This is a genomic window from Mycobacterium sp. FW102-FHT13B02, from assembly GCF_058790275.1.
Window position 1 is genome coordinate 366,067 of sequence record NZ_JBYTCM010000002.1, and the last position, 25,763, is coordinate 391,829.

A 25,763-nucleotide genomic window follows, 5' to 3' on the forward strand; every position below is an offset into this window, starting at 1 on the left:
GTCAGCGATCGTAGGCTGTCCGGTGTGACAACACCGTATGGCGCCGGTCGGCTGCTGCTCGCGGCGACTCCGCTGGGCCAGCCCGGCGACGCGTCGGCCCGCCTGATCGAGGCGCTCGGCAGTGCCGACGTGATCGCCGCCGAGGACACCCGGCGCGTGCGTGCCCTGGCTGCGTCACTGGATGTGCGGCCCGGCGGGCGCGTGGTGAGCTTTTTCGACCAGAACGAGGCGGCGCGGGTGGCTGGCCTGGTGGAGTCGATTGCCGCGGGGGAGACGGTGCTGGTGGTCAGCGACGCCGGCATGCCGCTGATCAGCGATCCCGGATACCGGTTGGTGGCGGCGTGCGCCGAAGCCGGGTTACCGGTGTCATGTCTGCCCGGCCCGTCGGCGGTGACGACGGCGCTGGCGGTGTCCGGGCTGGCGTCGGACCGGTTCTGCTTCGAAGGCTTCGCGCCCCGCAAAGGACGCAGGGCCTGGCTGGCCGGGTTCGCGACCGAGCGGCGGACGTGTGTGTTCTTCGAGTCACCGCGGCGACTGGCGGAATGCCTCGCCGACGCGGTGTCGGCACTCGGGCCGGACCGCCGTGCCGTCGTGTGCCGTGAGCTGACCAAGACCCATGAGGAGATTCGTCGGGGCACGCTCGCGGAATTGGCCGAGTGGGCCGCCGACGGCGTGCTCGGTGAGATCACCGTGGTGCTGGCGGGGGCGACACCGGTGGCAGATCTGGACACCTTGGTGGGGCTGGTGGAGGAACTCGTGGACGACGGCGCGCGTGTCAAAGACGCCTGTGCTCAGGTGGTCGCCGAGAACCCCGGCGCGCCCTCGCGGCGCGAGCTCTACGACGCCGTCCTCAAATCCCGCGACTGACAGTTCTTCCGCAAGCGGGAGGTGCCCCTACTCGCGAGAAAGATGGAGCCCGATTGTGGGCGCGGCCTTGTGCAAGCACTCGTCCCACTCGCGGTCGGGGTCGGAGTCGGCGGTGATGCCGCCGCCCACACCCAGCACGGCGGCGCCGTCGGCGTCGAATTCGACCGTCCGGATCGCGACATTCAATTCGGTCCCGGCCAGCGGTGATGCCAAACCAACCGTGCCGCAATAGATGCCACGGTCATAGGGTTCCCACTCGGCGAGGAGTTCACGGGCGCGGCACTTCGGGGTGCCGGTGACCGAGGCCGGTGGGAAGGTGGCATCCAGCAATTCCGCCATCGGGATATCGGCCGGAACCTGCGCCGACACCGTCGACACCAGATGCCAGACGCCTGGGGCCGGTTCGACTGCCAGCAGCTGCGGGACCCGGACCGACCCGGTGGTTGCGACGCGGCTCAGATCGTTGCGAACCAGGTCGACGATCATGATGTTCTCGGCGACATCCTTGACCGAGGACGCCAGGTCCGACGGTGAATGATCAAGGGGCAGCGTGCCTTTGATGGGGCTGGAGGTGACGGCCTCGCCGCGACGGCTCAGAAAGAGTTCGGGGGACAGTGACACCACCGCGCCCCACTCACCGGCGACGAACGCCGCCCGGGCGGGCGCGGTCCGCGTCACCGCGTCGACGAAGAAGTCGATGGGCGCACCGGAGATCTGTCCGGTGAACCGGGTGCAGACGCAGGCCTGATATACCTCGCCGGCGGCGATCGCCTCCAGGCAGGACAACACGCCGGCGCGGTGACTGGCGCGGTCCGGGGAACGCCATTCGATGGCGTACGGCGCGGGCCGGGCCGGCTGCAGGGCGGCGATCCAGTCTGGAAGCGCTGTGCCGGAGAGGCTTTCGTACCACCATTGTCCGTCGGCGTCCTGCCGCAGCACGCAATCTGACCAGCCGCCCGCCGCCACCGGGATCCGGCTCTCTCCGTCCGGGTAGGACAGGTAGCCGAACCAACCGCCGCCGATCACCTCGCCGGAGCCCGTTGGCGCGTCGAATACTTCGGCGGGGGCGATCGGTTCGATGGCCACGCTCGGCGCGATGACGGCCGTCGCGCCGAACCAGTCACCCAGTAGTGCGGCCGGTGGCGGTAATCCGCGAAGAGCGGCAGCGTCGGCGACAGCCTTCAAGACGCCCGGGGCGTCGCCCAGGTCGGCCAACCGCTCGACTCGCACGCCCCACAGCTTGTCAGACGGTCCGCCGGATCTCCCGCTCGACCAGCACGCCGCCGAGCTTGTCGGGGTTGCGCATGGCGTAGAAGTGGCTGATCTTGCCGTCCTCGATCTCGATCAGGATGACGCCCTCGAGCTGCTCGCCGAGGTACAGCACCAGCGCCGGCGCGTTGTTGTACGTGGCGAGGTCGAAGCGGGCCTGCGGGTATTCCGCGGCGCCGCGCATGAGCCCCAACAGCAGTCGCCCGACCTTGTCCGGGCCGTACACCGGCCGGCGGGCGGCGCTGACCTTGCCGTCGCTGTCCGCGGTCCAGGTGACGTCGGGGGCCAGCAGGGTCATCAGGCCGTCCAGGTCACCGGTCGCGGCCGCCGTGAGGAACTGTGTCGTCACCTCGGTGGACTTGGCGGTATCGGGCGTGAAGCGCTTGCGGCGGGCCTGTACGTGTTCCCGAGCGCGGTGCGCCACCTGCCGGACTGCTGCGGTGGATTTGCCCACGGCGCCGGCGATTTCGTCGTAGTCGAAGCCGAAGACCTCCCGTAGCACGAACACGGCCCGTTCGTCGGGGCCCAGGGTTTCGAGTACCACCAGCATCGCCATCGAAACCGATTCGGCGAGTACGACATCCGACGAGGCGTCGCGCTCGTCGAGCAGCAGTGGTTCGGGCAGCCAGGGGCCGACGTATTCCTCGCGGCGCCGCGCACCGGCTCGCAACGTGTTCAGGGCCTGCCGAGTGACCAACTGGGCGAGATAAGACTTGGTGTCCCGCACCGTGCCGAGGTCGACCTCGGCCCACCTCAGGTAGCTGTCCTGCAGCACGTCGTCGGATTCCGTTGCGGAGCCCAGGATTTCGTAGGCGATGGTGAAGAGGAGCGGCCGCAGGTGGGTGAACCGCTCGGCGTGTTCACCCCCTGTGGCGCTGGCTGAGCCCGTCATGCGGTGACGGCCTCGGCCAGACGTTCGGCGCGCTTACCGCCCTTCATCACGAACACCGCACTGGGCTTGCGGGCAGCTCGCCGGATGCCCCACAGCGTGCCCTTGCAGATCGTCTCCTTCAGCTTCGCGGCGACCCGACCGCCGATGTAGTAGTTCGTGGAGGAGTCGTCCTTGCGGGCGATCTGGATGGTCGCCGTGTGGCGACCCAGGCTTATGCACGATCCGGCGAACACGGGGTCGAGGGCCTTGGGCTCGGTGCCGGCGATCCGGCTCAGCACCGTCCCCACGGCCGTCACGGTCAGTGGGCTCGAGGCCTGGCAGCTCATCCGCAGCGGCCGGCCTGACGGCGCGGCGGCGTCGCCGGTGGCGACGATCCGCGGATCGTCGATGCTGGTCAGGGTTTCGTCGGTGAGCAACCGGCCCAGGTCGTCGGTGCGCAGCCCGCTTGCGGTCGCCAGTTCTGGCGTGCCGAAGCCGGCGGTCCACACCGTCACCGCGCTGCTGATGAAGCGTCCGTCGGCCAGCGTCACGCGGTTGGCGGTGATGGAGCTGACGTCACCTTCGATGACCGTCACGCCCAGCTTGGTCAGGGCCTTGGCCACCGAGCGGCGTGCCGGTGCGCTCAGCGACGGGCCGAGCTTGTTGCCGATCAGCACGACGTTGCGACCGGCCTCGGCGAATTCGGAAGCGGCCTCGATGCCGGTCAGGCCGGCGCCGATGACCACCACCGGCGCGGACAGCGGCACGTCCTGCAGCCGCGCCGCCAGCCGCTCCGCCTGCTCGAATTCGGCCAGGGGATAGGCGAATTCGGCGGCACCCGGCACGGACGCCGGTACCGTTCCGGTGCTGCCGACGGCGTAGATCAGGTAGTCGTAGTCGAGGGTGTCGCCGGACGCCAGTTCGACGGTGCGGGCCGCGGCGTCGATGCGGGTGGCGGTGTCGACCACGAGGTGTACGTCGTCAGCCAGGAGCGTGTCGTAGCCGACGGTGGCGTCGTAGTTCCCGGCCGCGTGCTGGTGCAGGCGGATGCGTTCGACGAACTTGGGCCGCGGATTGACGAGAGTGACGTCTACAGGGCAGCCGCTGTCGTCGCGCATCCGAACGTGATTGGCCGCCAGCGCGCCGGCGTATCCGCCACCGATGACGACGACGCGGTTGGGCTTCTGGTTTCCGGTCATCACTGCATCTCCTTCGGGTTGGTTATGCCCTCAAGACACCAGCGGCGCCCGGAATGTGACACCCAGGCCGTCGATGTGGCGCAGCTCACCACTCTCGTTCACCGAGATGGCAAATTCTGCCGAACTTCTGGCGAGGAATCGCCAGCAGTTGCCATCTCGGCGCGCCGGCTAGTCGGCCGGCGGCTGATAGCGGGGAAAAACGCCCTCGGGTGTCGGCAGCACGGTTCCGGGTGCCAGCCGGGTACCCACCGCACGGAAGTCCCGGGCCGCGGCGTCCTGCCCAAGAAGATCGAGCAGCTTCCCCCCTGACTCCGGCATCACCGGCTGCACCAGCAGTGCGGCGATCCGGACCGCCTCCAGCGTCGTGTACAGCACCGTGCCGAAGCGCTTCTGGTCCGACTCGGCGGGTGACTTGCGCAGCACCCACGGTTCCTCGGCCGAGAAGTAGCGGTTGGCGGCACCCAGCATCAGCCAGATCGCCTCCAAGGCCAGATGCATGGCCGGCACGTCGTAGTGCCCGCGCACGGTGTCCAGCAGGTCGTCGGCCTGCTTGAGCAGCTCGAGGTCGGCGGCGGTGAATTCGCCTGGCTCCGGGACGATTCCGCCGAGGTTCTTGTTCACCATCGACAGCGAGCGCTGCGCCAGGTTGCCCAGCTCGTTGGCCAGGTCGGCGTTGATGCGGCCGATGATGGCTTCCTCGCTGTAGCTGCCGTCCTGCCCGAACGACACCTCACGCAGGAAGAAGTAGCGCACTTGATCGAGGCCGAAGGCGTCGATCAGCGCGATGGGGTCCACCACGTTGCCCACCGACTTGCTCATCTTCTCGCCCTTGACGTTGATGAAGCCGTGCGCGAAAACCCTTTCCGGAAGGGCGATTCCGGCCGACATCAGGAACGCCGGCCAGTACACGCTGTGGAACCGGATGATGTCCTTGCCGATCATGTGCAGGTTCGCCGGCCAGTACTTTTGGAAGGTCTGCGATGCCTCGTCGGGGAAGCCCACGCCCGTCAGGTAATTCGTCAACGCGTCCACCCACACGTACATGACGTGCTCGGGGTGGTCGGGGACCGGAACGCCCCAGTCGAACGTCGTCCGCGAGATCGACAGATCCTTGAGCCCACCCGAGACGAAGCTGATGATCTCGTTGCGGCGCACGTCCGGCCCGATGAACTCGGGGTGCGCCTCGTAGTGCGCCAGCAGCCGGTCGGTGTAGGCCGACAGCTTGAAGAAGTAGGTCTGCTCCTCGGTCCACGTGACGGGGGTGCCGGTCTCGATGGCGAACCGGCCGTCTTCGCGGACCTCGGTCTCGTCCTCGGCGAAGAAGCGTTCGTCGCGCACGGAGTACCAGCCGGCGTAGGTGCCGAGGTAGATGTCCCCGGCGTCGTTCATGCGTCGCCAGATCTCCTTGGACGCTTCGTAGTGGTCGGCGTCGGAGGTGCGGATGAAGCGGTCGAAGGAGACGTTGAGCTTCTCCTGCAGCGCCTGGAAGACGTCGGAGTTGCGCGTGGCCAGCTCCGCCGCCGTGATGCCTTCCGCCGCGGCGGCCTCGGCCATCTTCTGCCCGTGCACGTCGGTGCCGGTCAGATAGCGGACGTCGAAGCCGTCGAGCCGCTTGAACCGGGCGATCGCGTCGGTGGCGATGTACTCGTACGCGTGCCCGATGTGCGGTGCGCCGTTCGGGTATGCGATGGCGGTGGTGATGTAGAAAGGCTCGCTCATTTGGTCTCACTTTAAGGTGTCGCTGTGAGCGCTAAACGCGAGAAGCCGCCTGCCCCGGAACCGCTGCCCGGCCTGATCGACGCCCACACCCACCTGGACGCGTGCGGCGCGACCGACGCCGAGAGCATCCGGGTGATCCTCGACCGTGCCCAGGCCGTCGGCGTCGAGAAGGTCGTGACCATCGCCGACGACCTCGAGGCCGCCGAGTGGGCAGTGGGCGCGGCGCATGCCGACCCGCGGGTGTACGCCGCCGTCGCACTGCATCCGACCCGCGCGGGCGCCCTCGACGACGAGGCCAAACGCACCCTGGAAACGCTGGCGACAGACCCGCGGGTGGTCGCGGTGGGGGAGACCGGCATCGACATGTACTGGCCGGGCAAGCTCGACGGCTGCGCCGACGAGGCGACGCAGCGCGAGGCTTTCGCCTGGCACATCGACCTGGCCAAACGCGTCGGCAAGCCGCTGATGATCCACAACCGGGACGGCGACGCCGAGGTCCTCGACATGCTCGAGTCCGAGGGCGCGCCGCAGACGGTCATCTTCCACTGCTTCTCGTCGGACGCGGCGATGGCTCGCACCTGTGCCGACCACGGCTGGCTCATGAGCCTCTCTGGCACCGTCAGCTTCCGGAATGCGCACGCGCTGCGCGAGGCCGCCGCGATCATTCCGGCGGAGCTGCTGCTGGTCGAAACCGACGCGCCGTTCCTGACGCCGCACCCGTTCCGCGGGGCGCCGAATGAGTCGTATTGCCTGCCGTACACGGTCCGCGCGCTAGCGGAAATCAGAGCTTCTTCAGCGGCCGAAATCGCCGCGGTGACCTCGGAAAATGCTTCGAAAAGCTATGGACTGTAGCATTTGTCCAGGTTGCCGCCTCCCGGGGATGTTCGTTACCGTTCTGTGATTAACCCGGTCGAGGTGGCTTTTATGCGGTCACCGCGGCCGCTGCTCGGGGCCACCTCGGGCCCGAAAGACACGGGATTGGCGTTTTGAACTTTCTGACCAAGTTGCATGATGCGCGCTCGCCGATGCTGCGCGGCGTGGCCGGGGCCTTCCTCGCCACGCTGACCGTCGCAGGCGGGTTCGCCGTCGCGAACCACAAGACCGTCACCCTCTCCATCGATGGTGCACCGATGACGGTGCAGACCATGAAGACCCGCATCGGTGACGTCCTGGCGGAGAACGGCTTCTCCGTCGGCGAGCGCGACGACCTGTTCCCCGCGGCCGACCAGGAAGTGCACGAGTCCGAAAACATCGTGCTGCGCCGGAGCCGCCCGCTCGAGGTCTCGCTGGACGGCCAGAACACCCGCCAGGTATGGACCACCGCCGCCACGGTGCAGGACGCCCTCAAGCAGCTGTCCATGACCGACACCGCTCCCGTCGCGGCCGACCGCGCCACCCGCGTGCCGCTGGCCGGCATGTCGCTCCCGGTCGTCAGCGCCCGCAACGTGACCATCAACGACGGCGGTGTGGTGCGCCAGGTGCACCTGGCCGCGGCCAACGTGGCCGGGCTGCTGGCCACGGCCGGCGTGCCGCTCGAGCAGCGCGACGTCGTCGTCCCCGCCGCGGCCACCCCGGTGACCGAGGGCATGGAGATCGACGTGACCCGCATCCGGCTGCAGCAGGTGACAGCGGAGTCGCCGCTGCCCCCGACGATGAACACGGTGCCCGACCCGGCGCTGAACATGAGCCGCAAGGTTGTCGACGATCCGGGCCAGCCCGGCACCCAGAACGTCACCTTCGCGGTTGCCACGGTCAACGGTGTCGAGACCGGCCGGCTCCCCGTCTCCAACCAGGTGCTGACCCCGGCGCGCGACGGTGTGCTGCGGGTCGGCGCGAAACCCGGCACCGAGGTGCCCCCGGTGGCTCAAGGCGCTGCCTGGGACGCGCTGTCGCATTGTGAGGCCGGTGGTAACTGGGCCATCAACACCGGCAACGGTTTTTACGGTGGCGTCCAATTTGACCAGAACACCTGGGAGCGGAACGGTGGTCTGCGTTATGCTTCGAGAGCTGATCTTGCGACCCGTGAAGAGCAGATCGCGATTGCTGAAGTGACGCGAGCCCGCCAAGGTTGGGGTGCCTGGCCTGTGTGTAGCGGGAGAATTGGGGCACGATGACGATCCGGCTACTCGGTCGAACCGAAATCCGGCATTTGGCTAAAGAGCTGGATTTCCGGCCGCGTAAAGCATACGGACAGAACTTCGTGCATGACGCCAACACGGTGCGCCGCATCGTGTCGGCCTCGGGAGTGAACCGGCAGTCCCACGTTTTGGAGGTGGGCCCGGGTCTGGGTTCGCTGACCCTGGCGCTGCTGGACCGGGGCGCGAAGGTGACGGCCGTCGAGATCGATCCGGTCCTGGCCCGCCAGCTGCCGACCACCATCGCGGAGCACTCCCACAGCGAGATCGGCCGGTTGACGGTGCTGAACCGCGACGTGCTCGACCTGGTGCCGTCCGACCTGGACGAGCAGCCGACCGCGCTGGTCGCGAACCTGCCGTACAACGTCGCGGTGCCGGCCATCCTGCACCTGCTCTCGGAGTTCCCGACCATCCGCACCGTCATGGTGATGGTCCAGGCCGAGGTCGCCGAGCGTCTGGCCGCCGACCCGGGCACCAAGGACTACGGGGTGCCCAGCGCCAAGGTGCGGTTCTTCGGCAACGTGCGGCGCTACGGCATGGTGTCGCCGACGGTGTTCTGGCCCATTCCGCGCGTCTACTCGGGTCTGGTCCGGATCGACCGGCACGAGACGACGCCGTGGCCTACCGACGACGGCTTCCGCTCGCAGGTGTTCGACCTGATCGACATCGCCTTCGCGCAGCGGCGCAAGACGTCGCGCAATGCCTTCGCCGAATGGGCGGGTTCGGGCAATGCCTCGGCCGAGCGTCTGCTGGCCGCCAGCATCGATCCGGCCCGCCGCGGCGAGACCCTGGCGATCGCCGACTTCGTGCGGCTGCTGCAGCGTTCGGGGGAGCTGGACCGCGAGCAGCGGGCCGGCCAGCAGATCGAAGCTCCGGAGTCCGATCAGCAGGTCGACGCCACCCACTGAGCCTGTCGGGCCCGGTTTCTCCCCACTTGGTGTTGTGACGCTCGCTGCGGGCGTTAATGTCGTGGCGTGTCTGCGTCGGATGGAAACACTGCTTCTGAGTGGGTACCCACGGGCTCGGTGACCGTCCGCGTGCCGGGCAAGGTGAACCTGTACCTCGGTGTCGGTGACTGCCGTGATGACGGTTACCACGAGCTGACCACGGTTTTTCACGCCGTCTCTCTGTTCGACGAGGTCACCGTGCGCAACGCGGACCTGCTGTCGGTGGAGATGTTCGGCGACGGCGCCGAGGGCCTGCCGACGGACCACCGCAACCTGGCTTGGCGGGCCGCGGAACTGATGGCCGAGCACGTCGGCCGCGCGCCCGATGTCGCCATCTCGATCGACAAGGCCATCCCGGTGGCGGGCGGTATGGCCGGCGGCAGCGCCGACGCGGCCGCCGTGCTGGTCGCGATGAACAACTTGTGGGAGCTGGGTGTGCCCCGGCGCGACCTGCACACGCTGGCCGCACGACTGGGCAGCGACGTGCCATTCGCGCTGCACGGCGGCACCGCCCTGGGTACTGGCCGCGGCGAGCAGCTGGCGACCGTGCTGGCGCGCAGCACGTTCCATTGGGTGCTGGCCTTCGCCGAGGGCGGGTTGTCCACGCCGAAAGTGTTCGCTGAACTGGACAACCTTAGGGCCGACGCTCGTACGGGTGGCCCGCCGGCGCTGGAGGACCCCGAGCCGCTGCTGACCGCGTTGGCGTCGGGTGACCCTCGGCAACTCGCGCCGCTGTTGGGCAACGACCTGCAGGCCGCGGCCGTCAGTCTGGACACCGGGCTGCGACGCACGCTGCGGGCGGGCGTCGAAGCCGGTGCGCTGGCAGGCATCGTGTCCGGTTCGGGGCCGACGTGCGCGTTCCTGTGTGCCTCTGCCGACGACGCGATCGAGGTTGGCACCCAGCTTTCCGGCGCCGGGGTGTGCCGGACTGTACGTGTGGCCAGCGGCCCCGTCCATGGCGCCAGGGTGGTGCCGGAGCCCAGCAAGCAGGCCTGATCGCGGTGTGACCCAGCACTCAATTCGGCCGACAGTTTGTTAGCTACTTAAGAGTCTCTTAAGATGATCGATGGTGTATGCCAGCGGCCAGGCGTGGAACGCAATGGTTTCTCTCATCGGCAGTGTCGGTGAGGGATCGAGGCGTGCCAGGGCAGCGGCGCTCTCGCGATGGGAGCCATCGATTCGAGATATAACCGCGGCCGAATTGTGCGTGCGCGCCTCTACGAGTGCGCCTACCACCGGACGGACTATGGAACGACGGGCAGTGGCGCCTGACCTCAGGAGGTTGTCGTGAGCCGATTTACCGACAAGTTGTACTACAACGCTCGTACCTCGCAGCGTGGCATGGTCACTGGTGAGCCGTATGAGCCGGTGCGGCACACCTGGGGCGAGGTCCACGAGCGCGCCCGGCGCGTCGCCGGCGGCTTGGCAGCTGCCGGGATCGGTCACGGTGACAGGATCGGCGTGCTGGCCGGTTACCCAGTCGAGATCGCGCCGACGGTGCAGGGCATCTGGATGCGCGGCGGCAGCCTCACCATGCTGCACCAGCCGACGCCCCGTACCGACCTGGCCGTCTGGGCTGAAGACACCATGAACGTCATCAGCATGATCGAGGCCAAGGCCGTCATCGTCTCCGAGCCGTTCCTGGTCGCCATCCCCGTGCTGGAGGAGAAGGGCCTGCAGGTCCTCAAGGTCGACGACCTGCTGGCAGCCGAGCCGATCGATCCCGTCGAGACCGGCGAAGACGACCTCGCGCTGATGCAGCTGACCTCGGGTTCGACCGGGTCGCCCAAGGCCGTGCAGATCACGCACCGCAACATCTACTCCAACGCAGAGGCCATGTTCATCGGCGCTGAGTACGACGTCGACAAGGACGTCATGGTCAGCTGGCTGCCCTGCTTCCACGACATGGGCATGGTCGGCTTCCTCACCATCCCGATGTACTTCGGTGCCGAGCTGGTCAAGGTCACGCCCATGGACTTCCTGCGCGACACCCTGCTGTGGGCCAAGCTGATCGACAAGTACAAGGGCACCATGACGGCGGCCCCGAACTTCGCCTACGCATTGTTCGCCAAGCGTTTGCGTCGCCAGGCCAAGCCGGGCGAATATGACCTCTCCACCCTGCGCTTCGCGCTGTCCGGCGCCGAGCCCGTCGACCCCGCCGATGTCGAAGACCTCATCGATGCCGGCAAGCCGTTCGGCTTGAAGGCATCGGCCATCCTGCCGGCCTACGGCATGGCCGAGACCTGTCTTGCCGTGTCGTTCTCGCCGTGCAACGCCGGCCTGGTGGTCGACGAGGTCGACGCCGACCTGCTGGCCGCGCTGCGTCGCGCCGTGCCCGCCTCGAAGGGCAACACCCGCCGCCTCGCCTCGCTGGGTCCGCTGCTGCGCGACCTCGAGGCCCGCGTGGTCGACGAGGACGGCAACGTGCTGCCCGAGCGCGGTGTCGGCGTCATCCAGCTGCGTGGTGAGTCGGTGACCCCCGGGTACATCACCATGGCCGGCTTCCTGCCGACGCAGGACGAGAACGGTTGGTACGACACGGGTGACCTCGGGTACATCACCGAGGAACAGAACGTCGTGGTGTGCGGCCGCGTGAAGGACGTCATCATCATGGCGGGCCGCAACATCTACCCGACGGACATCGAGCGGGCCGCCGGTCGCGTCGAGGGCGTGCGCCCTGGCTGCGCCGTCGCGGTGCGCCTCGACGCCGGTCACTCGCGTGAAACCTTCGCTGTCGCAGTCGAATCCAACGCCTGGCAGGACCCGGTGGAGGTGCGCCGGATCGAGCATCAGGTGGCGCACGAGGTCGTGACCGAGGTCGACGTGCGGCCGCGCAACGTCGTCGTGCTCGGCCCGGGCACCATCCCGAAGACGCCGTCCGGCAAGCTCCGTCGCGCCAACTCCGTGGAACTCGTCACCGGATAGTCTTCTGCGCGAGCTTTGTGGAAAACTCTCGATTTCCCCGGAAATCGAGGGTTTTCGTTTTGGTTCCCGAGTGTGGGATTGTTCCCTTCCCTGAGCGAAAGCTGTGAACCCCGGGTAATCTCTCGCTGAATTGTTGAGGAGAGGACCGGCATATTCATGGGGCGTGTGATTGCGGCTGTGGTGGCAGTCTTCGGCGCGAGTGTGATGGCCGCGGCACCCGCTTGTGCCGACGGTTCGGCGGGCGTGGTCGAGAACCCCTATGACATCGCCGCGGCGGTCGGCTCTGGGGTGCAGGACGGCGTGATCGTCGGTTTCTCCGCAACCGGGCCTGACGTCCCTGCTGCCGCAGCGGCGGTCACCGCGGCGTGTCAGCGCGCCGGTGCTGACCAGTGCACCAGTGACGAGGTCACCAACGACCGGCTGTGCATCGTGAACGTGGACGCCCCCGAAACCGGTGTGGTGGCTGGTGGTGCCGGGCTGACGGTCGAGGCGGCGCGCCAGGACGCGTTCAATCGGGCGGCGGCCAACAACACTCCACTTGCGCCGGATTCCCCCACCCTCGCCTGGTCCTGCCCGTGAGCTGAGTCACGCGACCGGCGGTTTGCGAATTCCGTTGTGGGCGAGAGTTCCTCGGCTGTTCGGTGACGTTGCTCACCGGTATTTCTCAGACCGCCAGGTCAACGCATTTCGGCTGTTCAGCTATATGTGAGTTCGCCATGAGTTAATGGCATGGACACCTGGACGAAACATATAGTCGACCTAACATGCGTTGATGGAAGGCGCGGTTAGTGGTTCTCAGCCCGTCATTGCGGGACAGGGACAGGCGGCCTTCCCTGATAGTGAGAAGGTGACATGACTCATCAAGGCAAGCGCAGGATGGCCGCTCTGCTGGTGGGCCTGGCCTCGGTCAGCGGCATCATGGCGCCCGTCGCAGGTGCCCGCCCGACCTGCCAGGACTCCGGCAGTCACTCCACCTGCGAGACGAATGGCAGTGTGGCCATCAAGGTGACCCCGGAGGCCCGCACCTATGACGACACTCAGGCTTCGCGGGTCGGTGCTCAGGGTCGCCGCAGCTGCTACACCGATGCCGTTGACCGGCAACATATCTGCGGATAGTTCTTCCCGCGGCATAACGCAAAACTCCCAAATTCCATGGAATTTGGGAGTTTTCGCGTTCTCAGCGAGGGTTGCTACCAGGCGTGAACGGTGTTCTGTGCCGCCTCGACGCCTTGCTGTAGCAGTAATTCCGTTGCGTCGGCGGCTTGTTCGAGGATGGTGCCCAGCTCGGGACGTTCCTTCGAATTGAAGTTCTCGAGCACGAAGGTCGCTGGGTCCTGGCGCCCCGGCGGGCGGCCCACGCCGATGCGGACCCGTTGAAAGTCCTTGGTGCCCAATGCGGAAGCGATGGACCGCAAGCCATTGTGGCCGCCCTCGCCGCCGCCGAACTTGAGCCGGATGCGGCCGAAGTCGATGTCCAGCTCGTCGTGGATCACCACGACATCGGCCGGGGCGACGGAGTAGAACTTCGCCAAAGGCCCTACGTGCCTACCGGATTCGTTCATGTAAGTGCGCGGCTTGGCCAGCACCACGGACCGGCCTCCCAGCCGGCCCGTGGTGACTTCAGCCCCGGATTTCTTGTGCACCTTGAACCCTGCGCCGATGCGATCGGCCAGGATGTCGGCAACCAGAAACCCAACGTTGTGCCGCGTTGTTTCGTAGCGCGGCCCAGGATTGCCCAGGCCGACCACCAGTAGTGGCTCGGCCAAAGCGGACTACTCCGACTCGGCAGCGGCCTCTTCGGCCGCCTCACCCGCGGCGGCAGCCTCGGTAGCGCCGCTCTCCGCGCCGGCGCCCTCTGCTTCGAGGTCCTCAGCGGTCGGCGCCGCGACGACGTTGATGACCAGCACCTCGGGGTCGGTCACCAGCGTGACGCCCTTGGGCAGCTCGACCTGGCCGGCCAGGATCTGGGTGCCGGCCGCGATGCCCTCGACCGAAACGGTCAGCGATTCGGGGATCGACTGGACGTCGGCCTCGATCTGGATGGTGTTGGTGTCCTGGGCCACCAGGGTGCCGGGCTCGGCGTCACCCTCGACGACGATGCTCACGTCGACCGTGACCTTCTCGCCGCGATTCACGACGATCAGGTCGGCATGCTCGATGTTGCGCTTGATCGGGTGAACGACGACCTGCTTGGTCAGCGCGAGCTGCTCCTTGCCGGCGATGCTCAGGGTCAGCACCGCGTTGGTGCCCGAGTTACGCAGCACGGCGGCGTAGTCGCGCGCGTTGATCTCCAGGTGCTGCGGCTCGGTGCCGTGGCCGTACAGGACGACGGGCACGCGGCCCTCACGACGGGCCAGACGCGAAGCGCCCTTGCCGGTCCGGGTGCGGACCTCAGCGGTCAGATTGTTGGTGGGGGAGGCCTTCTTGGCCATGTGAATCGCTCCTGATGCCGTATCTACTGGGTGGCACGGCCAGGGCTGGGATATCAGCGCACATCAGTGCTGTGAAGTTCCCGTCGATAACGGTGGTCCGAGCGGACCGACCCTCGCCGTGATCGTCAGCAAGACTAGCGGAAACGCCCCTTACAGAGGAAATTCAGTTGCGGTGAGCTGGGCAGACAGGTCCCACAGGGCCGTCGCGGTGCGCGCCGACCGGGCGGCCGGCTTGATCAATTGCGTCGGGCCGGTGGGACCGCGCATGCCGTATTTCGGGCCGACGAACGTGTTGCCGGGCAGATCCTGCGACGCCGCGAAGAGGGTCTGACGGGCACCGAAGGACGCATCGGTCGCCACCTTGTTGGCCGCGATGAAGATCTTGTCACCCAGCGCGTTGCCGGTCTGGCCCTGCAGGTTGGTCGCCGAATAGCCCGGATGCGCGGTCAGTGCCCGCACCGGGGACCCGGCCACCGACAACCGGCGCTGCAGGTCCTTGGTGAACAGCAGATTCGCCAGCTTCGACTGCCCGTACGCCAACCATGCCGAGTATGGCCGCGACTTCCAGTTCAGGTCTTTGAGGCTGATGTATCCCAGGAGGTGCATCATCGATGAGACCGTGACCACCCGGTCGGTGATCTTCGGCAACAGCAGGTTGGTCAGCGCGAAATGCCCCAGGTGGTTGGTGCCGATCTGGCTCTCGAAGCCGTCCTCGGTCAGTGAGAAGGGCACTGCCATGATGCCGGCGTTGTTGATCAGGACGTCGACCTTGTCGATACCCTCCGCGAACTCGCCCACCGAGGCCAGGCTCTGCAAGTCCAGCGGCCGGACCTCGACGCCACCGGTCATACCTGCGGCGGCGGCGTCGCCCTTGGCGGTGTTGCGGCAGGCCAGGATGACCTTGGCGCCCACGCGGGCCAGTTCACGCGCGGTGACCTCACCGAGGCCACTGTTGGCACCGGTGACGATGACGGTGCGGCCGGCGAAAGAAGGCAGGTCGGCGGCGGTCCATTGGCCGGTCCATTCGCTCATGACGGCGAGCTTAGTGCGGTACCGCTACTTGGGACCGACCGAGAAGCCCTTGATGATCGCCTCGATGTCGCCGGCCTGGTCCTTGGCCTGTTCGGCGTAGGTGGTGACGGTCAGCTGGATCAGGTAGTGGATACCCGGTCGCGGCGGGGACGGCTGGGCGATGACGATCCGGTTGTAGGACTGCATCCGGCGGTTGTGCAGGTCGTAGCTGCCCTCGATCATGGCCGACGGGTAGCCCTGGAAGTCCTCGCCCGAGCTGTAGAGCTTCTTGAAGTTGTCGGACAGCAGCGCGTCGGCGTCGGAATGCCGGAGAGCGTCCTTGACGTCGAAGTCGCCGGACAGCTGGAACACCATCAGCATTGCCAAGGGGTAGGTGTCGTTCTTGGCGATGGTCACGGTGCCGGGCGAGTAGTTGAGGTTCTTGTATGCCGTCCAGCCCTGCGGCCGGGGCAGCGTCACCTTGAGGTCGGTGAGCTGGTCGGGGACAACCTGCTTGCTCTGCACGCCGAGCTTGTTCATGTAGTCCGGGAACGGGATCAGGCTGGCCTTGTCCACGGGTGTCGTGGTGGTCGTCGGCGTCGTCGACCAGATCGATTTGTAGTCAGGAGTTTTCGCGTCGCACGCAGTGAGTGCCAGCGCCACTGCGGCGGCGGCAACAACCCGCTGCAGGATCACAGAATCTCGCGGACCGCGTCGATCGGGCGGGCCAGCCGGTTGCCCTTGGCGGTGACGACGAACGGCCGCTCGATCAGGATCGGGTGCTGCGCCATGGCGTCGAGCAGCTGCTCGTCGGTGGCGTCGGCCAGATTCAGTTCGGCATAGAGCGCTTCGCGCTTGCGCACGGCGGTGCGGACGTCGATACCGGCCGCGGCAATCATCTCGACCAGTTCGGCGCGAGTCGGCGGCGTCTTCAGATACTGCACGACCTCGGGCTCAATGCCGTTCTCCCGCAGCAGATCCAGCGTCTTGCGGGAGGTCGAGCACTTCGGGTTGTGGTAGATAACGGCGGCGGGCCGCCCATTGGACGCGGTGGACATTCCTACGCGGAACCGTCGAAAAGGCCGGTGACCGAGCCGTTTTCGAACACCGCGCGGATGGTCGCAGCCACCAGCGGCGCGATCGACAGCACGGTCAGGGCCGGGAACTGCTTGTCCGGCGTGATGGGCAGCGTGTTGGTGACGATGACCTCGCGGGCGCCGCAGTCGGCCAGGCGCTGAGCCGCCGGGTCGGACAGCACACCGTGGGTGGCGGCGATGATGACGTCCTTGGCGCCGTCTTCGCGCAGCAGCTTGACCGCGCCGGCGATGGTGCCACCGGTGTCGATCATGTCGTCGGTCAGGATGCAGGTCTTGCCCTTGACGTCACCCACGACGCGGTTGGCCTTGACCTGGTTGGGGACCAGCGGGTCGCGGGTCTTGTGGATGAACGCCAGCGGCACGCCGCCCAGGGAGTCGGCCCACTTCTCGGCGACGCGCACGCGGCCCGAGTCGGGGGACACGACGACCAGGTCGGAGTCGCCGTACTTGTCACCGATGTAGCCGCACAGCAGCGACTGGCCGCGCATGTGGTCGACCGGGCCGTCGAAGAAGCCCTGAATCTGATCGGTGTGCAAGTCGACCGAGACGATGCGATCCGCACCGGCGGTCTTGAGCAGGTCGGCGACCAGGCGCGCGGAGATGGGCTCGCGGCCGCGGTGCTTCTTGTCCTGGCGCGCGTACGGGTAGAACGGCAGGATCGCGGTGATCCGCTTCGCTGACCCGCGCTTGAGCGCGTCGATCATGATGAGCTGCTCCATCAGCCACTGGTTCAGCGGCGCGGGGTGGCTCTGCAGCACGAAGGCGTCGCAGCCACGCACCGACTCGTCGAAACGGACGAAGATCTCGCCGTTCGCGAAGTCCCGGGACGTCTGCGGGGTGACCTCGATGCCGAGCTCTTTGGCCACCTGTTCGGCCAGTTCGGGGTGCGCGCGCCCCGAGAAGAGCATCAGATTCTTGCGGTTGTCGGTCCAATCCGTGGCCACTGTGTGCTGCTTTCGCGGTGGGGGCTCGATACGCCGTAATCGTACTTATCGGTAACCCGGTTCTGTTGCCGGGTTACCGGATTGCCAACATCAGATGTCGGGATCAGCTTTCGCCACGCGCTTTCCTGGCCGCTTGCGCGGCCTTGGAGTCGGGCCGCTTGCGCTCCACCCAGCCCTCGATGTTGCGCTGCTCACCCTTGGAAACGGCCAGCGCGCCAGGCGGTACGTCCTCGCGGACCACAGTGCCGGCGCCGGTGTAGGCGCCGTCGCCGACGCTCACCGGGGCGACGAACATCGTGTCCGAGCCGGTGCGCACGTGCGAACCGATCGTGGTGCGGTTCTTGTGCTCGCCGTCGTAGTTGACGAAGACACTGGAGGCGCCGATGTTGCTGTACTCGCCGATGTCGGCGTCCCCGACGTAGGTCAGGTGCGGCACCTTGGTGCCGGTGCCGATCTTCGAGTTCTTGACTTCGACGAACGCACCCAGCTTGCCGTCGGCGCCCAGTTCGGTGCCCGGCCGCAGGTACGTGAAGGGGCCGACGGTGGCGCCGGCACCGATGACCGCGAGCTGCCCGTGCGTGCGGATCACCTCGGCGTCGTCGCCGACTTCCATGTCGGTCAGGGTGGTGTCGGGGCCGATGACGCAGTTCGCGCCGACGTCGGTGGCGCCCAGAAGCTGGGTGCACGGCTTGATGACGGTGTCGCGGCCGATGGCGACGTCGACATCGATCCAGGTGGTGCCCGGGTCGATGACCGTCACACCGGCGCGTTGGTGACCGGCGACGATCCGGCGGTTCAGTTCGGCGGCCACCTCGGACAGCTGCACCCGGTCGTTGACACCGGAAACCTGCGCGCTGTCGTCGATGTGGTGGGCCCGGACGATCTGGCCGTCGCCGCGCACGATCGAGATGGCGTCGGTGAGGTAGAGCTCCTGCTGGGCGTTGTCCGACCGCAGCCGGCTCAGCGCCGAGCGCAGTGCGGCGGCGTCGAAGGCGTACACACCGGAGTTCACCTCGCGGATGGCGCGCTGGGATTCGGTGGCGTCGGCCTGCTCGACGATGCCGATCACCTCGTGGTCCTGCGTGCGCAGGATCCGCCCGTAGCCGGTGGGGTTGGCGACGGTGGTGGTCAGCACCGTCGCGGCCGCGGTCGCGGTGGCGTGGGTTTCAATCAGATTCGTGAGGGTGTCGGCGTCGAGCAGCGGCACATCACCGGCGGTGACGACGACGGTGCCCGCGAAGTCTGCCGGCAGGGCCGACAGGCCGCAGCTGACGGCGTGCCCGGTGCCGAGCTGTTCGTCTTGGATGGCGACGGTGATGGTCCGGCCGAGTCCGCCCGCGATCTCGTCCACGTGTGCGGTGACGCGCTCGCGTTCCTTGCCGACCACCACGACGAGGTGCGTCGGGTTGACCTTGGCCACGGCGTGCAGGGCGTGCGCGAGCATGCTGCGGCCGGCCAGCGTGTGCAGGACCTTCGGGATGTCGGAGCGCATCCGGGTGCCCGACCCGGCCGCCAGGACGATGACAGCGGCTTCGCCTCGAGTCACGTACGCCTCTCTCTACGCGATGTCGCGCTTTGACTGCTTCGCGCTGTGCACTACTTGACTTGCTCCGTCGCCAGGACTCGAACCTGAACTATCTGAACCAAAATCAGAGGTGCTGCCGATTACACCACGACGGATTACTCGCCAGAGACTCTAGTGCAAGCGGATACGCTGGCGATCATGGCAGCGGTGGAGAACGGAGCGCGCAGCCCTCGCGCGCGCATGACCGGCAGTGCGCGCCGTCAGCAGCTCATCGAGATCGCGAAGTCGCTGTTCGCCGAGCGGGGTTACGACGGCACGTCCATCGAGGAGATAGCGCAGCGCGCCAATGTCTCCAAGCCGGTGGTCTATGAGCACTTCGGCGGCAAGGAAGGCCTGTACGCCGTCGTCGTGGACCGCGAGATGTCCGCACTGCTCGACGGCATCACGTCGTCGCTGACCAACAACCGGTCGCGGGTGCGGGTCGAGCGGGTTGCGCTGGCGCTGCTGACCTACGTCGAAGAACACACCGACGGGTTCCGGATCCTGATTCGGGACTCCCCGACCAGCATCGCGTCCGGTACGTATTCGACCCTGCTCAACGACGCCGTCAACCAGGTGTCGTCGATCTTGGCCGGCGACTTCTCCCGGCGGGGACTGGACCCCGAGCTGGCACCGCTGTACGCCCAGGCGCTGGTGGGATCGGTGTCGATGTCCGCGCAGTGGTGGCTCGACACCAGGGAGCCGAAGAAGGAAGTCGTTGCCGCGCACCTGGTCAACCTGATGTGGAACGGGCTGACCCATCTCGAGGCAGACCCCGAGTTGCACGAAGGCTGACTTCTGCCCTCGGCTGACGCCGTTACCCGCAGTCGCGCAGTAGCAGGTCCGCGGTCGTCTCGCGCCGGATCAGCGGCCGCACGCGACGGTCGCAGACGGCGACCACCGGTGGCCGGGTCGTCATGGTGAAGTTCGAGGCCGTGCTGTGGTGGTAGGCGCCGGTGCACGCGGTGGCGAGGAGATCGCCGGGATGGACGTCGTCGGGCAGTTCGAGATCGTCGGCGATGGGGGTGCCGTCGCGGCCGATGATCGTGGACCGCCGCGTGGGTCCGAGCGGGTGCCGGTTGGCAAGGGCCACAGTGTAATTCGCGATCGGCGCGGAGTGCGGATGGCTGCCGTCGACGGTTATGACACCGCTGCCGTCGGTACGGGTCGACACTGATTGCACCCGGTGCAACGTCACCCCGGCCCGGCCGCTGATCGCCCGGCCGGGTTCGACGACGAGCCGGGGCCGCGGGAACCGGTTCGCGGCGCAGGCAGCATCGAGGGCGTCTTCCAGGAAGTCGGCCAATGCCGCGACGTCGAGTTCGGGTTCCCCGGTCCGGTAGGCGATGGCGTGCCCGCCACCGATGTTCAGCTCGGTGAGCACCACGCCGTGGGCGGCTCGCACATCGGCCATGGTGTCGACCATGCGGCGCACGGCCTCGACGTACATCTCGGGTTCGGCGATCTGCGTGCCCAGATTGCAGCACAGCCCCACCAACGGCAGTTGCGGCGTGGCCAGCGCCCGGCGGACCAACGGCAGCACGTCGACGCCGGGCAGTATCTGCAGCAGCATCGCCTGCGGCCGGCGCGCGACCCCGGCCAGATAGGCCATTTCGATGGGGGAGTCGAGCACGATGCGACCAACGCCGGCGCCGGCCGCGGTCGCCAGTTCGTCCACCGACTTGCCGCTGCCGTGCACCACGATGCGTGCGGGGTCCATGCCACCGGCGAGGGCGGTGGCCAGTTCGGCCGTCGAACACACCGCCATGCCGAGGCCGGCGTCATGCAGCCAGCCGGCGACGGTCCTGGTCAGCAGGGACTGCGCGGCATAGACCACCTCGACACCCCGCAACGTGGCGCGGTAGTGCTGGGCCCGCTTGCGGAAGTCGGCTTCATCCAGAACGTATGCGGGTGTGCCGAACTCATCGGCGACGTCGGTGAGCGCCAAGGACCCGACGCAGAGCCGCCCCAAGGCGTCGACCTGGGTGGTCGACGGCCAGATGGTGGTGTCGATGCGCGGACGCACGGCGCCCCGCAGGGACGGCAGGATGTCGAGCAGTGTCATGACTCCACCCTGCGCCGGAAATCGCCGCGTGAGCGCCTCGTTGACGATCCCTTGACGGGACGGTGCCCAATATTGACGAAGTCCTGCGAACTACAATCGGTGTCATCATGACCTCCCCGGGGCAGCAATCGATCCAAACCCCGTTGGCGGGGCTCGTCCAACTCGCACTCACCGATCCTGGCCTGCAGGAACTGACGCGGCATGCCGCCGAGGGCGTCGCCGAGCAGGCGTTGGTCGGCCCGGTCAGCGCCCGGCTGCCGGTCGCGGCCGCGCTGGCTGCTGCGGGCCCGGTGCTGGTGGTCACCGCCACCGGCCGTGAGGCCGACGATCTCACCGCCGAACTGCGGGCCGTCTACGGCGACGCCGTGGCGTTGTTCCCGTCGTGGGAGACATTGCCGCACGAGCGGCTGTCGCCTGGCGTCGACACCGTCGGTGCCCGGTTGACGGTGCTGCGCCGGCTGGCCCTGCCTGATGATGCCCGGCTCGGTCCGCCGCTGCGGGTCGTCGTCACCACGGCCCGGTCGCTGCTGCAGCCGCTGGCCGGCGGGGTGACCGACGCCGAGCCGGTGACTCTGACCATCGGCGGTGAAGCCGACTTCGACGACACCGTGACGCGACTGGTCGAGCTGGCCTACACGCGCGTCGACATGGTCGGCAAGCGCGGCGAATTCGCCGTCCGCGGTGGCATTCTCGACGTCTTCGCGCCGACCGCCGAGCACCCCGTGCGGGTCGAGTTCTGGGGCGACGAGGTCTCCGAGATGCGGATGTTCTCGGTGGCCGACCAGCGCTCCATTCCGGAGATCGCCGTCGAGTCGGTGATCGCGGTGCCCTGTCGCGAACTGCTGCTGACCGCCGACGTCCGCGAACGCGCCGCCGCGATCGGGGCCGGCCTGCCCAGCAGCGACAACCAGATCACCGGCAGCGTCGCCGACATGATGGCGAAGCTGGCGGAGGGTATCCCGGTCGACGGCATGGAGGCGCTGCTGCCCGTGTTGCGTCCCGGCGAACTGGCGTTGCTCACCGATCGGCTGCCCGCGGGTGCGCCGTTGCTGATCTGCGATCCGGAGAAGGTTCGCACCCGCGCGGCCGACCTGATCAAGACCGGCCGCGAGTTCCTGGAAGCCTCGTGGTCGGTGGCCGCTGTGGGCGGCGACGCGCCGATTGACGTTGAGCAGCTTGGTGGTTCGGGATTCCGGGACTTCGTGGAGATCCGGGAAGCCGCGGCCGCCGGCGGTCACCCGTGGTGGACGCTCAGCCAGTTGGCCAATGAGTCCGCCGCCGAGGTCGACATCCGACCGGCGCCGTCGGCCCGCAGCCAGCAGAGCCTCGAAGAGATCTTCGCGATGCTGCGGGCGCACATCGCCACCGGCGGGCTCGCCGCGGTGGTGACCCCGGGTACCGGTACCGCGCACCGTGTCGTCGAGCAGCTGGGTGAATCCGACGTCGCAGCAACGATGTTGGAGCCCGGTGCGGCGCCGAAGTCCGGCGTCGTCGGCGTGCTCAAGGGGCCGTTGCATGACGGTCTGGTGCTGCCCGGCGTCAACCTCGTCATCATCACCGAGACCGATCTGACGGGCAACCGGGCGGCGGTCACCGAAGGCAAAAGGCTTGCCGCCAAACGGCGTAACGTCGTCGACCCGCTGGCCTTGACAGCCGGCGACCTGGTGGTGCACGACCAGCACGGCATCGGCAAGTTCGTCGAGATGACCGAGCGCGTGGTCGGCGGTGCGCGGCGCGAGTACCTGGTGCTCGAGTACGCGTCGGCCAAACGCGGTGGCGGGGCCGACCGGCTGTACGTGCCGATGGACTCGCTGGACCAGCTGTCCCGCTACGTCGGTGGGCAGGAACCCACGCTGAGCCGCCTCGGCGGCAGCGACTGGACCAACACGAAGACCAAGGCGCGCAAGGCGGTTCGCGAGATCGCCGGCGAGCTGGTGTCGCTGTACGCCAAGCGGCAGTCCGCGCCGGGGCACGCGTTCGCCCCGGACACCCCGTGGCAGGCCGAGATGGAAGACGCGTTCGGCTTCACCGAGACCATGGACCAGCTGACCGCCATCACCGAGGTCAAGGCCGACATGGAGAAGCCGGTGCCCATGGACCGGGTCATCTGCGGTGACGTCGGCTACGGCAAGACCGAGATCGCGGTCCGCGCGGCGTTCAAGGCCGTACAGGACGGCAAGCAGGTCGCGGTGCTGGTGCCGACGACGCTGCTGGCCGACCAGCATCTGCAGACCTTCACCGCCCGCATGGCCGGCTTCCCGGTGACGGTCAAGGGGCTGTCGCGATTCACCGACCCGGCCGAATCCCGTTTGGTTATCGAGGGTTTGAAGGACGGCTCGGTCGACGTCGTGATCGGTACCCACCGGCTGCTGGCGACCGGTGTCACCTGGAAGGATCTCGGCCTGGTGATCGTCGACGAGGAACAGCGGTTCGGTGTCGAGCACAAGGAGCACATCAAGTCGATGCGAACGCACGTCGACGTGCTGACCATGAGCGCCACCCCGATCCCACGCACCCTGGAGATGAGCCTCGCGGGTATCCGGGAGATGTCGACCATCCTGACGCCGCCCGAGGAGCGCTTCCCGGTGCTGACTTACGTTGGGCCGCATGACGACAAGCAGGTCGCTGCCGCCCTGCGTCGCGAGCTGCTGCGCGACGGGCAGGCGTTCTACATCCACAACCGGGTGAAGTCGATCGACAACGCGGCTGCGCGGGTGCGTCAAATGGTGCCAGAGGCGCGCGTCGTGGTGGCCCACGGGCAGATGCCCGAGGAGATGCTCGAGAAGACCGTCGAGGGCTTCTGGAACCGCGAGTACGACATCCTGGTCTGCACCACGATTGTCGAGACGGGCCTTGATATTTCGAACGCCAATACGCTGATCGTGGAGCGGGCCGACACCTTCGGTCTGTCACAGTTGCACCAGCTCCGTGGCCGCGTCGGCCGTAGCCGCGAACGCGGTTACGCGTACTTCCTGTATCCGCCGGAAGTCCCGCTCACCGAGACCGCGCACGACCGGCTGGCCACCATCGCGCAGAACAACGATCTGGGTGCCGGTATGGCTGTTGCGATGAAGGACCTGGAGATCCGCGGCGCCGGCAACGTGCTGGGTGTCGAGCAGTCGGGGCACGTCGCGGGCGTCGGCTTCGACTTGTACGTCCGGCTGGTCGGCGAGGCCGTGGAGGCCTACCGCGCCGCGGTGGATGGGAAAACCGTTGCGGCCGTGGAGGAACCGAAGGAGGTGCGGGTCGATCTGCCGATCGATGCCCACCTGCCGCCGGACTACATCGGCAGCGACCGGTTGCGGCTCGAGGCCTACCGCAGGCTGGCCGCCGCGTCTGATCACGCGGCCGTCGCATCCGTCGTCGAAGAGTTGGTGGACCGCTACGGCCCGCTGCCCGAACCCGCGCAGCGGCTCGTCGCGGTCGCTCGCTTGCGGCTGCTGTGCCGCGAGTACGGCGTCACCGAGGTCACCGCGATCTCGGACGCGACCATCCGGGTGACGCCGCTGACGCTCATGGACTCCGGTCAGTTGCGGCTCAAGCGGATGTACCCCGGCGCGACGTACCGGGCGACGACCGCAACGGTGCAGATCCCCATTCCACGGGCCGGTGCCGGCGTGGGCGCGCCCCGCATCCGCGACCTGGAGCTGGCGCGCGCGGTGGCCGGACTGCTGCTGGTGCTCGACGGGAAAGCGGCTGGTGAAGTGGACATAACCGACCTGGGAGGTAATGCGGTGGGCGAACCGGGGCAGTCGAAATGACGGTCGTCCTGGTCGATCCGCGCCGCCCCTCGTTGATGCCGATCGATGCGCTGGTGCTGCTGACCGGCGACGTGCAGTACACCGAGGAATTGCCGGTGAAGGTGCCGTGGTCCTTGCCGTCGGGCCGGCCGGCTTACGGCGATTCCGACAACCCGGCACCGGTGCTGCTGTCGTCCGATCCGGAGCATCCACAGGTGCGCGCCCGGCTGGCCGCAGGCGAGAGGCTGATCACGGCGGACGGTTCTCAGCCGGGTGAGCGACTCATCGACGCTGTCACGATGATGGACAAGCTGCGCACCAACGGGCCGTGGGAGAGCGAGCAGACGCACGACTCACTGCGCCGCTACCTGCTGGAAGAGACCTACGAGCTGTTCGACGCGGTCCGGGGCGGCAACGCCGACGACGTCCGCGAGGAACTCGGAGATGTGTTGCTGCAGGTGCTGTTTCACGCGCGCATCGCCGAGGATGCGCCGCTGCACCCGTTCGGCATCGACGACGTCGCCGACACGCTGATTCGTAAACTGGGCAACCGGGTTCCGGCAGTGCTTGCCGGGCAGGAGATTTCGCTGGAAGACCAGATTGCGCAGTGGGAAGAGCGCAAGGCTTTGGAAATGCAGGCGAAGGCGTCCCGCTGGTCTTGCCTGGACGGGGTGCCGACGGCGCTGCCGGCGCTGGCCCTGGCGCAGAAGCTGATCGAACGGACCGGTACGGCCGGGCTGCCCGCCGATCTGCTTCCGGCCGGTCTCACCTCGGTGACCCTCGAGCCGCACGTCGACGCCGAAAGTGCTTTGCGCACAGTGGCCCTGGAGTTCATCGACAACGTGCGCGAGGCCGAGCGCCGCATCGTCGCCGCCCGCCGCGGCGACGAGGTGGCGGTGGAGTTGGATGCCGCACCGCTGGGTGTGGTGTCAGAGGATGAGTGGCGGGAGCACTGGCCGGTCCAGGACGTCTGAGTCG

At 67.6% G+C, this 25,763-nt stretch carries 23 protein-coding genes and 1 tRNA gene; 11 read left to right on the forward strand and 13 right to left on the reverse strand.

Translation table 11 applies throughout. The annotated features are described in order from the left end of the window. Window positions 1-24: 24 nt before the first annotated feature. Window positions 25-867 (forward strand): 16S rRNA (cytidine(1402)-2'-O)-methyltransferase, encoded by an 843-nt coding sequence (gene rsmI, locus AC3WTE_RS04665; RefSeq protein ID WP_492436007.1) that lies wholly within the window; start codon window positions 25-27, stop codon window positions 865-867. Between the two features lie 27 nt (window positions 868-894). Here the strand turns inward: rsmI and AC3WTE_RS04670 are convergent, their stop codons facing one another. From AC3WTE_RS04670 to metG, 4 genes are all read right to left on the reverse strand, one after another. Next, window positions 895-2,097 (reverse strand): aminodeoxychorismate synthase component I, encoded by a 1,203-nt coding sequence (locus AC3WTE_RS04670; RefSeq protein WP_492436009.1) that lies wholly within the window; start codon window positions 2,095-2,097, stop codon window positions 895-897. 13 nt (window positions 2,098-2,110) lie between these two features. Then, a complete protein-coding gene (locus AC3WTE_RS04675; protein ID WP_492436011.1) occupies window positions 2,111-3,028 on the reverse strand; it encodes an RNA polymerase sigma-70 factor in 918 nt (305 codons plus the stop codon). Next, complete coding sequence (locus AC3WTE_RS04680; RefSeq protein WP_492436013.1) at window positions 3,025-4,206, reverse strand: NAD(P)/FAD-dependent oxidoreductase; 1,182 nt, start codon at window positions 4,204-4,206, stop codon at window positions 3,025-3,027. Before AC3WTE_RS04680 ends, AC3WTE_RS04675 begins: the two co-directional genes overlap by 4 nt. A gap of 168 nt (window positions 4,207-4,374) precedes the next feature. Then, window positions 4,375-5,925, reverse strand: a complete 1,551-nt coding sequence (metG, locus tag AC3WTE_RS04685) for a methionine--tRNA ligase (protein ID WP_492436015.1) — start codon at window positions 5,923-5,925, stop codon at window positions 4,375-4,377. A 24-nt stretch (window positions 5,926-5,949) separates the two neighbouring features. On the opposite strand from metG, the gene AC3WTE_RS04690 reads away from it, so the two are divergent. The 7 genes from AC3WTE_RS04690 (at window position 5,950) to AC3WTE_RS04720 (ending at window position 13,048) form a co-directional block, all read left to right on the forward strand. Beyond that, complete coding sequence (locus tag AC3WTE_RS04690; RefSeq protein ID WP_492436016.1) at window positions 5,950-6,777, forward strand: TatD family hydrolase; 828 nt, start codon at window positions 5,950-5,952, stop codon at window positions 6,775-6,777. 134 nt (window positions 6,778-6,911) lie between these two features. Continuing rightward, window positions 6,912-8,039: a resuscitation-promoting factor gene (locus tag AC3WTE_RS04695; RefSeq protein ID WP_492436018.1), complete on the forward strand. Its 1,128-nt coding sequence runs from the start codon at window positions 6,912-6,914 to the stop codon at window positions 8,037-8,039. Next, entirely contained in the window at window positions 8,036-8,968 is a 933-nt protein-coding gene (rsmA, locus tag AC3WTE_RS04700) for a 16S rRNA (adenine(1518)-N(6)/adenine(1519)-N(6))-dimethyltransferase RsmA (protein WP_492436020.1), read from the forward strand. Before AC3WTE_RS04695 ends, rsmA begins: the two co-directional genes overlap by 4 nt. 66 nt (window positions 8,969-9,034) lie before the next feature. Continuing rightward, window positions 9,035-10,003: a 4-(cytidine 5'-diphospho)-2-C-methyl-D-erythritol kinase gene (locus AC3WTE_RS04705; RefSeq protein WP_492436021.1), complete on the forward strand. Its 969-nt coding sequence runs from the start codon at window positions 9,035-9,037 to the stop codon at window positions 10,001-10,003. Window positions 10,004-10,294: 291 nt separating this feature from the next. After that, window positions 10,295-11,932, forward strand: coding sequence for a fatty acyl-AMP ligase (locus AC3WTE_RS04710; protein ID WP_492436022.1), 1,638 nt, complete (start codon window positions 10,295-10,297; stop codon window positions 11,930-11,932). A gap of 156 nt (window positions 11,933-12,088) precedes the next feature. After that, window positions 12,089-12,511, forward strand: a complete 423-nt coding sequence (locus AC3WTE_RS04715) for a hypothetical protein (RefSeq protein ID WP_492436024.1) — start codon at window positions 12,089-12,091, stop codon at window positions 12,509-12,511. A 273-nt stretch (window positions 12,512-12,784) separates the two neighbouring features. Then, complete coding sequence (locus AC3WTE_RS04720) at window positions 12,785-13,048, forward strand: hypothetical protein (RefSeq protein WP_492436025.1); 264 nt, start codon at window positions 12,785-12,787, stop codon at window positions 13,046-13,048. A gap of 74 nt (window positions 13,049-13,122) precedes the next feature. On the opposite strand, the gene pth is transcribed toward AC3WTE_RS04720, so the two are convergent. From pth to AC3WTE_RS04760, 8 genes are all read right to left on the reverse strand, one after another. Further along, window positions 13,123-13,698, reverse strand: a complete 576-nt coding sequence (gene pth / locus AC3WTE_RS04725; protein ID WP_492436026.1) for an aminoacyl-tRNA hydrolase — start codon at window positions 13,696-13,698, stop codon at window positions 13,123-13,125. A gap of 6 nt (window positions 13,699-13,704) precedes the next feature. After that, a complete protein-coding gene (locus AC3WTE_RS04730; protein WP_492436028.1) occupies window positions 13,705-14,364 on the reverse strand; it encodes a 50S ribosomal protein L25/general stress protein Ctc in 660 nt (219 codons plus the stop codon). A gap of 150 nt (window positions 14,365-14,514) precedes the next feature. Beyond that, window positions 14,515-15,396 carry an oxidoreductase gene (locus tag AC3WTE_RS04735; RefSeq protein WP_492436030.1) on the reverse strand — a complete coding sequence of 294 codons (882 nt, stop codon included), beginning with the start codon at window positions 15,394-15,396 and terminating at the stop codon, window positions 14,515-14,517. 24 nt (window positions 15,397-15,420) lie between these two features. Then, the gene (locus AC3WTE_RS04740) at window positions 15,421-16,071 is read right to left on the reverse strand and encodes an LpqN/LpqT family lipoprotein (RefSeq protein WP_492436031.1); all 651 of its coding nucleotides are present in this window, start codon (window positions 16,069-16,071) and stop codon (window positions 15,421-15,423) included. Continuing rightward, window positions 16,068-16,433, reverse strand: a complete 366-nt coding sequence (gene arsC, locus AC3WTE_RS04745; protein WP_492436032.1) for an arsenate reductase (glutaredoxin) — start codon at window positions 16,431-16,433, stop codon at window positions 16,068-16,070. Before arsC ends, AC3WTE_RS04740 begins: the two co-directional genes overlap by 4 nt. 2 nt (window positions 16,434-16,435) lie before the next feature. Continuing rightward, a complete protein-coding gene (locus AC3WTE_RS04750) occupies window positions 16,436-17,416 on the reverse strand; it encodes a ribose-phosphate diphosphokinase (RefSeq protein WP_455982342.1) in 981 nt (326 codons plus the stop codon). Between the two features lie 103 nt (window positions 17,417-17,519). Further along, on the reverse strand, window positions 17,520-18,962 hold the full coding sequence (gene glmU, locus AC3WTE_RS04755) for a bifunctional UDP-N-acetylglucosamine diphosphorylase/glucosamine-1-phosphate N-acetyltransferase GlmU (protein ID WP_492436034.1): 1,443 nt from the start codon (window positions 18,960-18,962) through the stop codon (window positions 17,520-17,522). Window positions 18,963-19,024: 62 nt separating this feature from the next. Further along, window positions 19,025-19,096 (reverse strand) — tRNA-Gln (locus tag AC3WTE_RS04760). A gap of 85 nt (window positions 19,097-19,181) precedes the next feature. On the opposite strand from AC3WTE_RS04760, the gene AC3WTE_RS04765 reads away from it, so the two are divergent. Continuing rightward, window positions 19,182-19,775, forward strand: a complete 594-nt coding sequence (locus AC3WTE_RS04765) for a TetR/AcrR family transcriptional regulator (protein ID WP_492436296.1) — start codon at window positions 19,182-19,184, stop codon at window positions 19,773-19,775. A gap of 22 nt (window positions 19,776-19,797) precedes the next feature. On the opposite strand, the gene AC3WTE_RS04770 is transcribed toward AC3WTE_RS04765, so the two are convergent. Continuing rightward, window positions 19,798-21,045, reverse strand: coding sequence for a diaminopimelate decarboxylase family protein (locus AC3WTE_RS04770; RefSeq protein WP_492436036.1), 1,248 nt, complete (start codon window positions 21,043-21,045; stop codon window positions 19,798-19,800). Between the two features lie 107 nt (window positions 21,046-21,152). Here AC3WTE_RS04770 and mfd point away from each other — a divergent pair, with 107 nt between their 5' ends. Both mfd and AC3WTE_RS04780 read left to right on the forward strand, forming a co-directional pair. Then, window positions 21,153-24,806, forward strand: coding sequence for a transcription-repair coupling factor (mfd, locus tag AC3WTE_RS04775; RefSeq protein WP_492436038.1), 3,654 nt, complete (start codon window positions 21,153-21,155; stop codon window positions 24,804-24,806). Beyond that, window positions 24,803-25,759, forward strand: coding sequence for a nucleoside triphosphate pyrophosphohydrolase (locus AC3WTE_RS04780; protein ID WP_492436040.1), 957 nt, complete (start codon window positions 24,803-24,805; stop codon window positions 25,757-25,759). The genes mfd and AC3WTE_RS04780 overlap by 4 nt, the downstream gene beginning before the upstream one ends. Window positions 25,760-25,763: the final 4 nt, after the last annotated feature.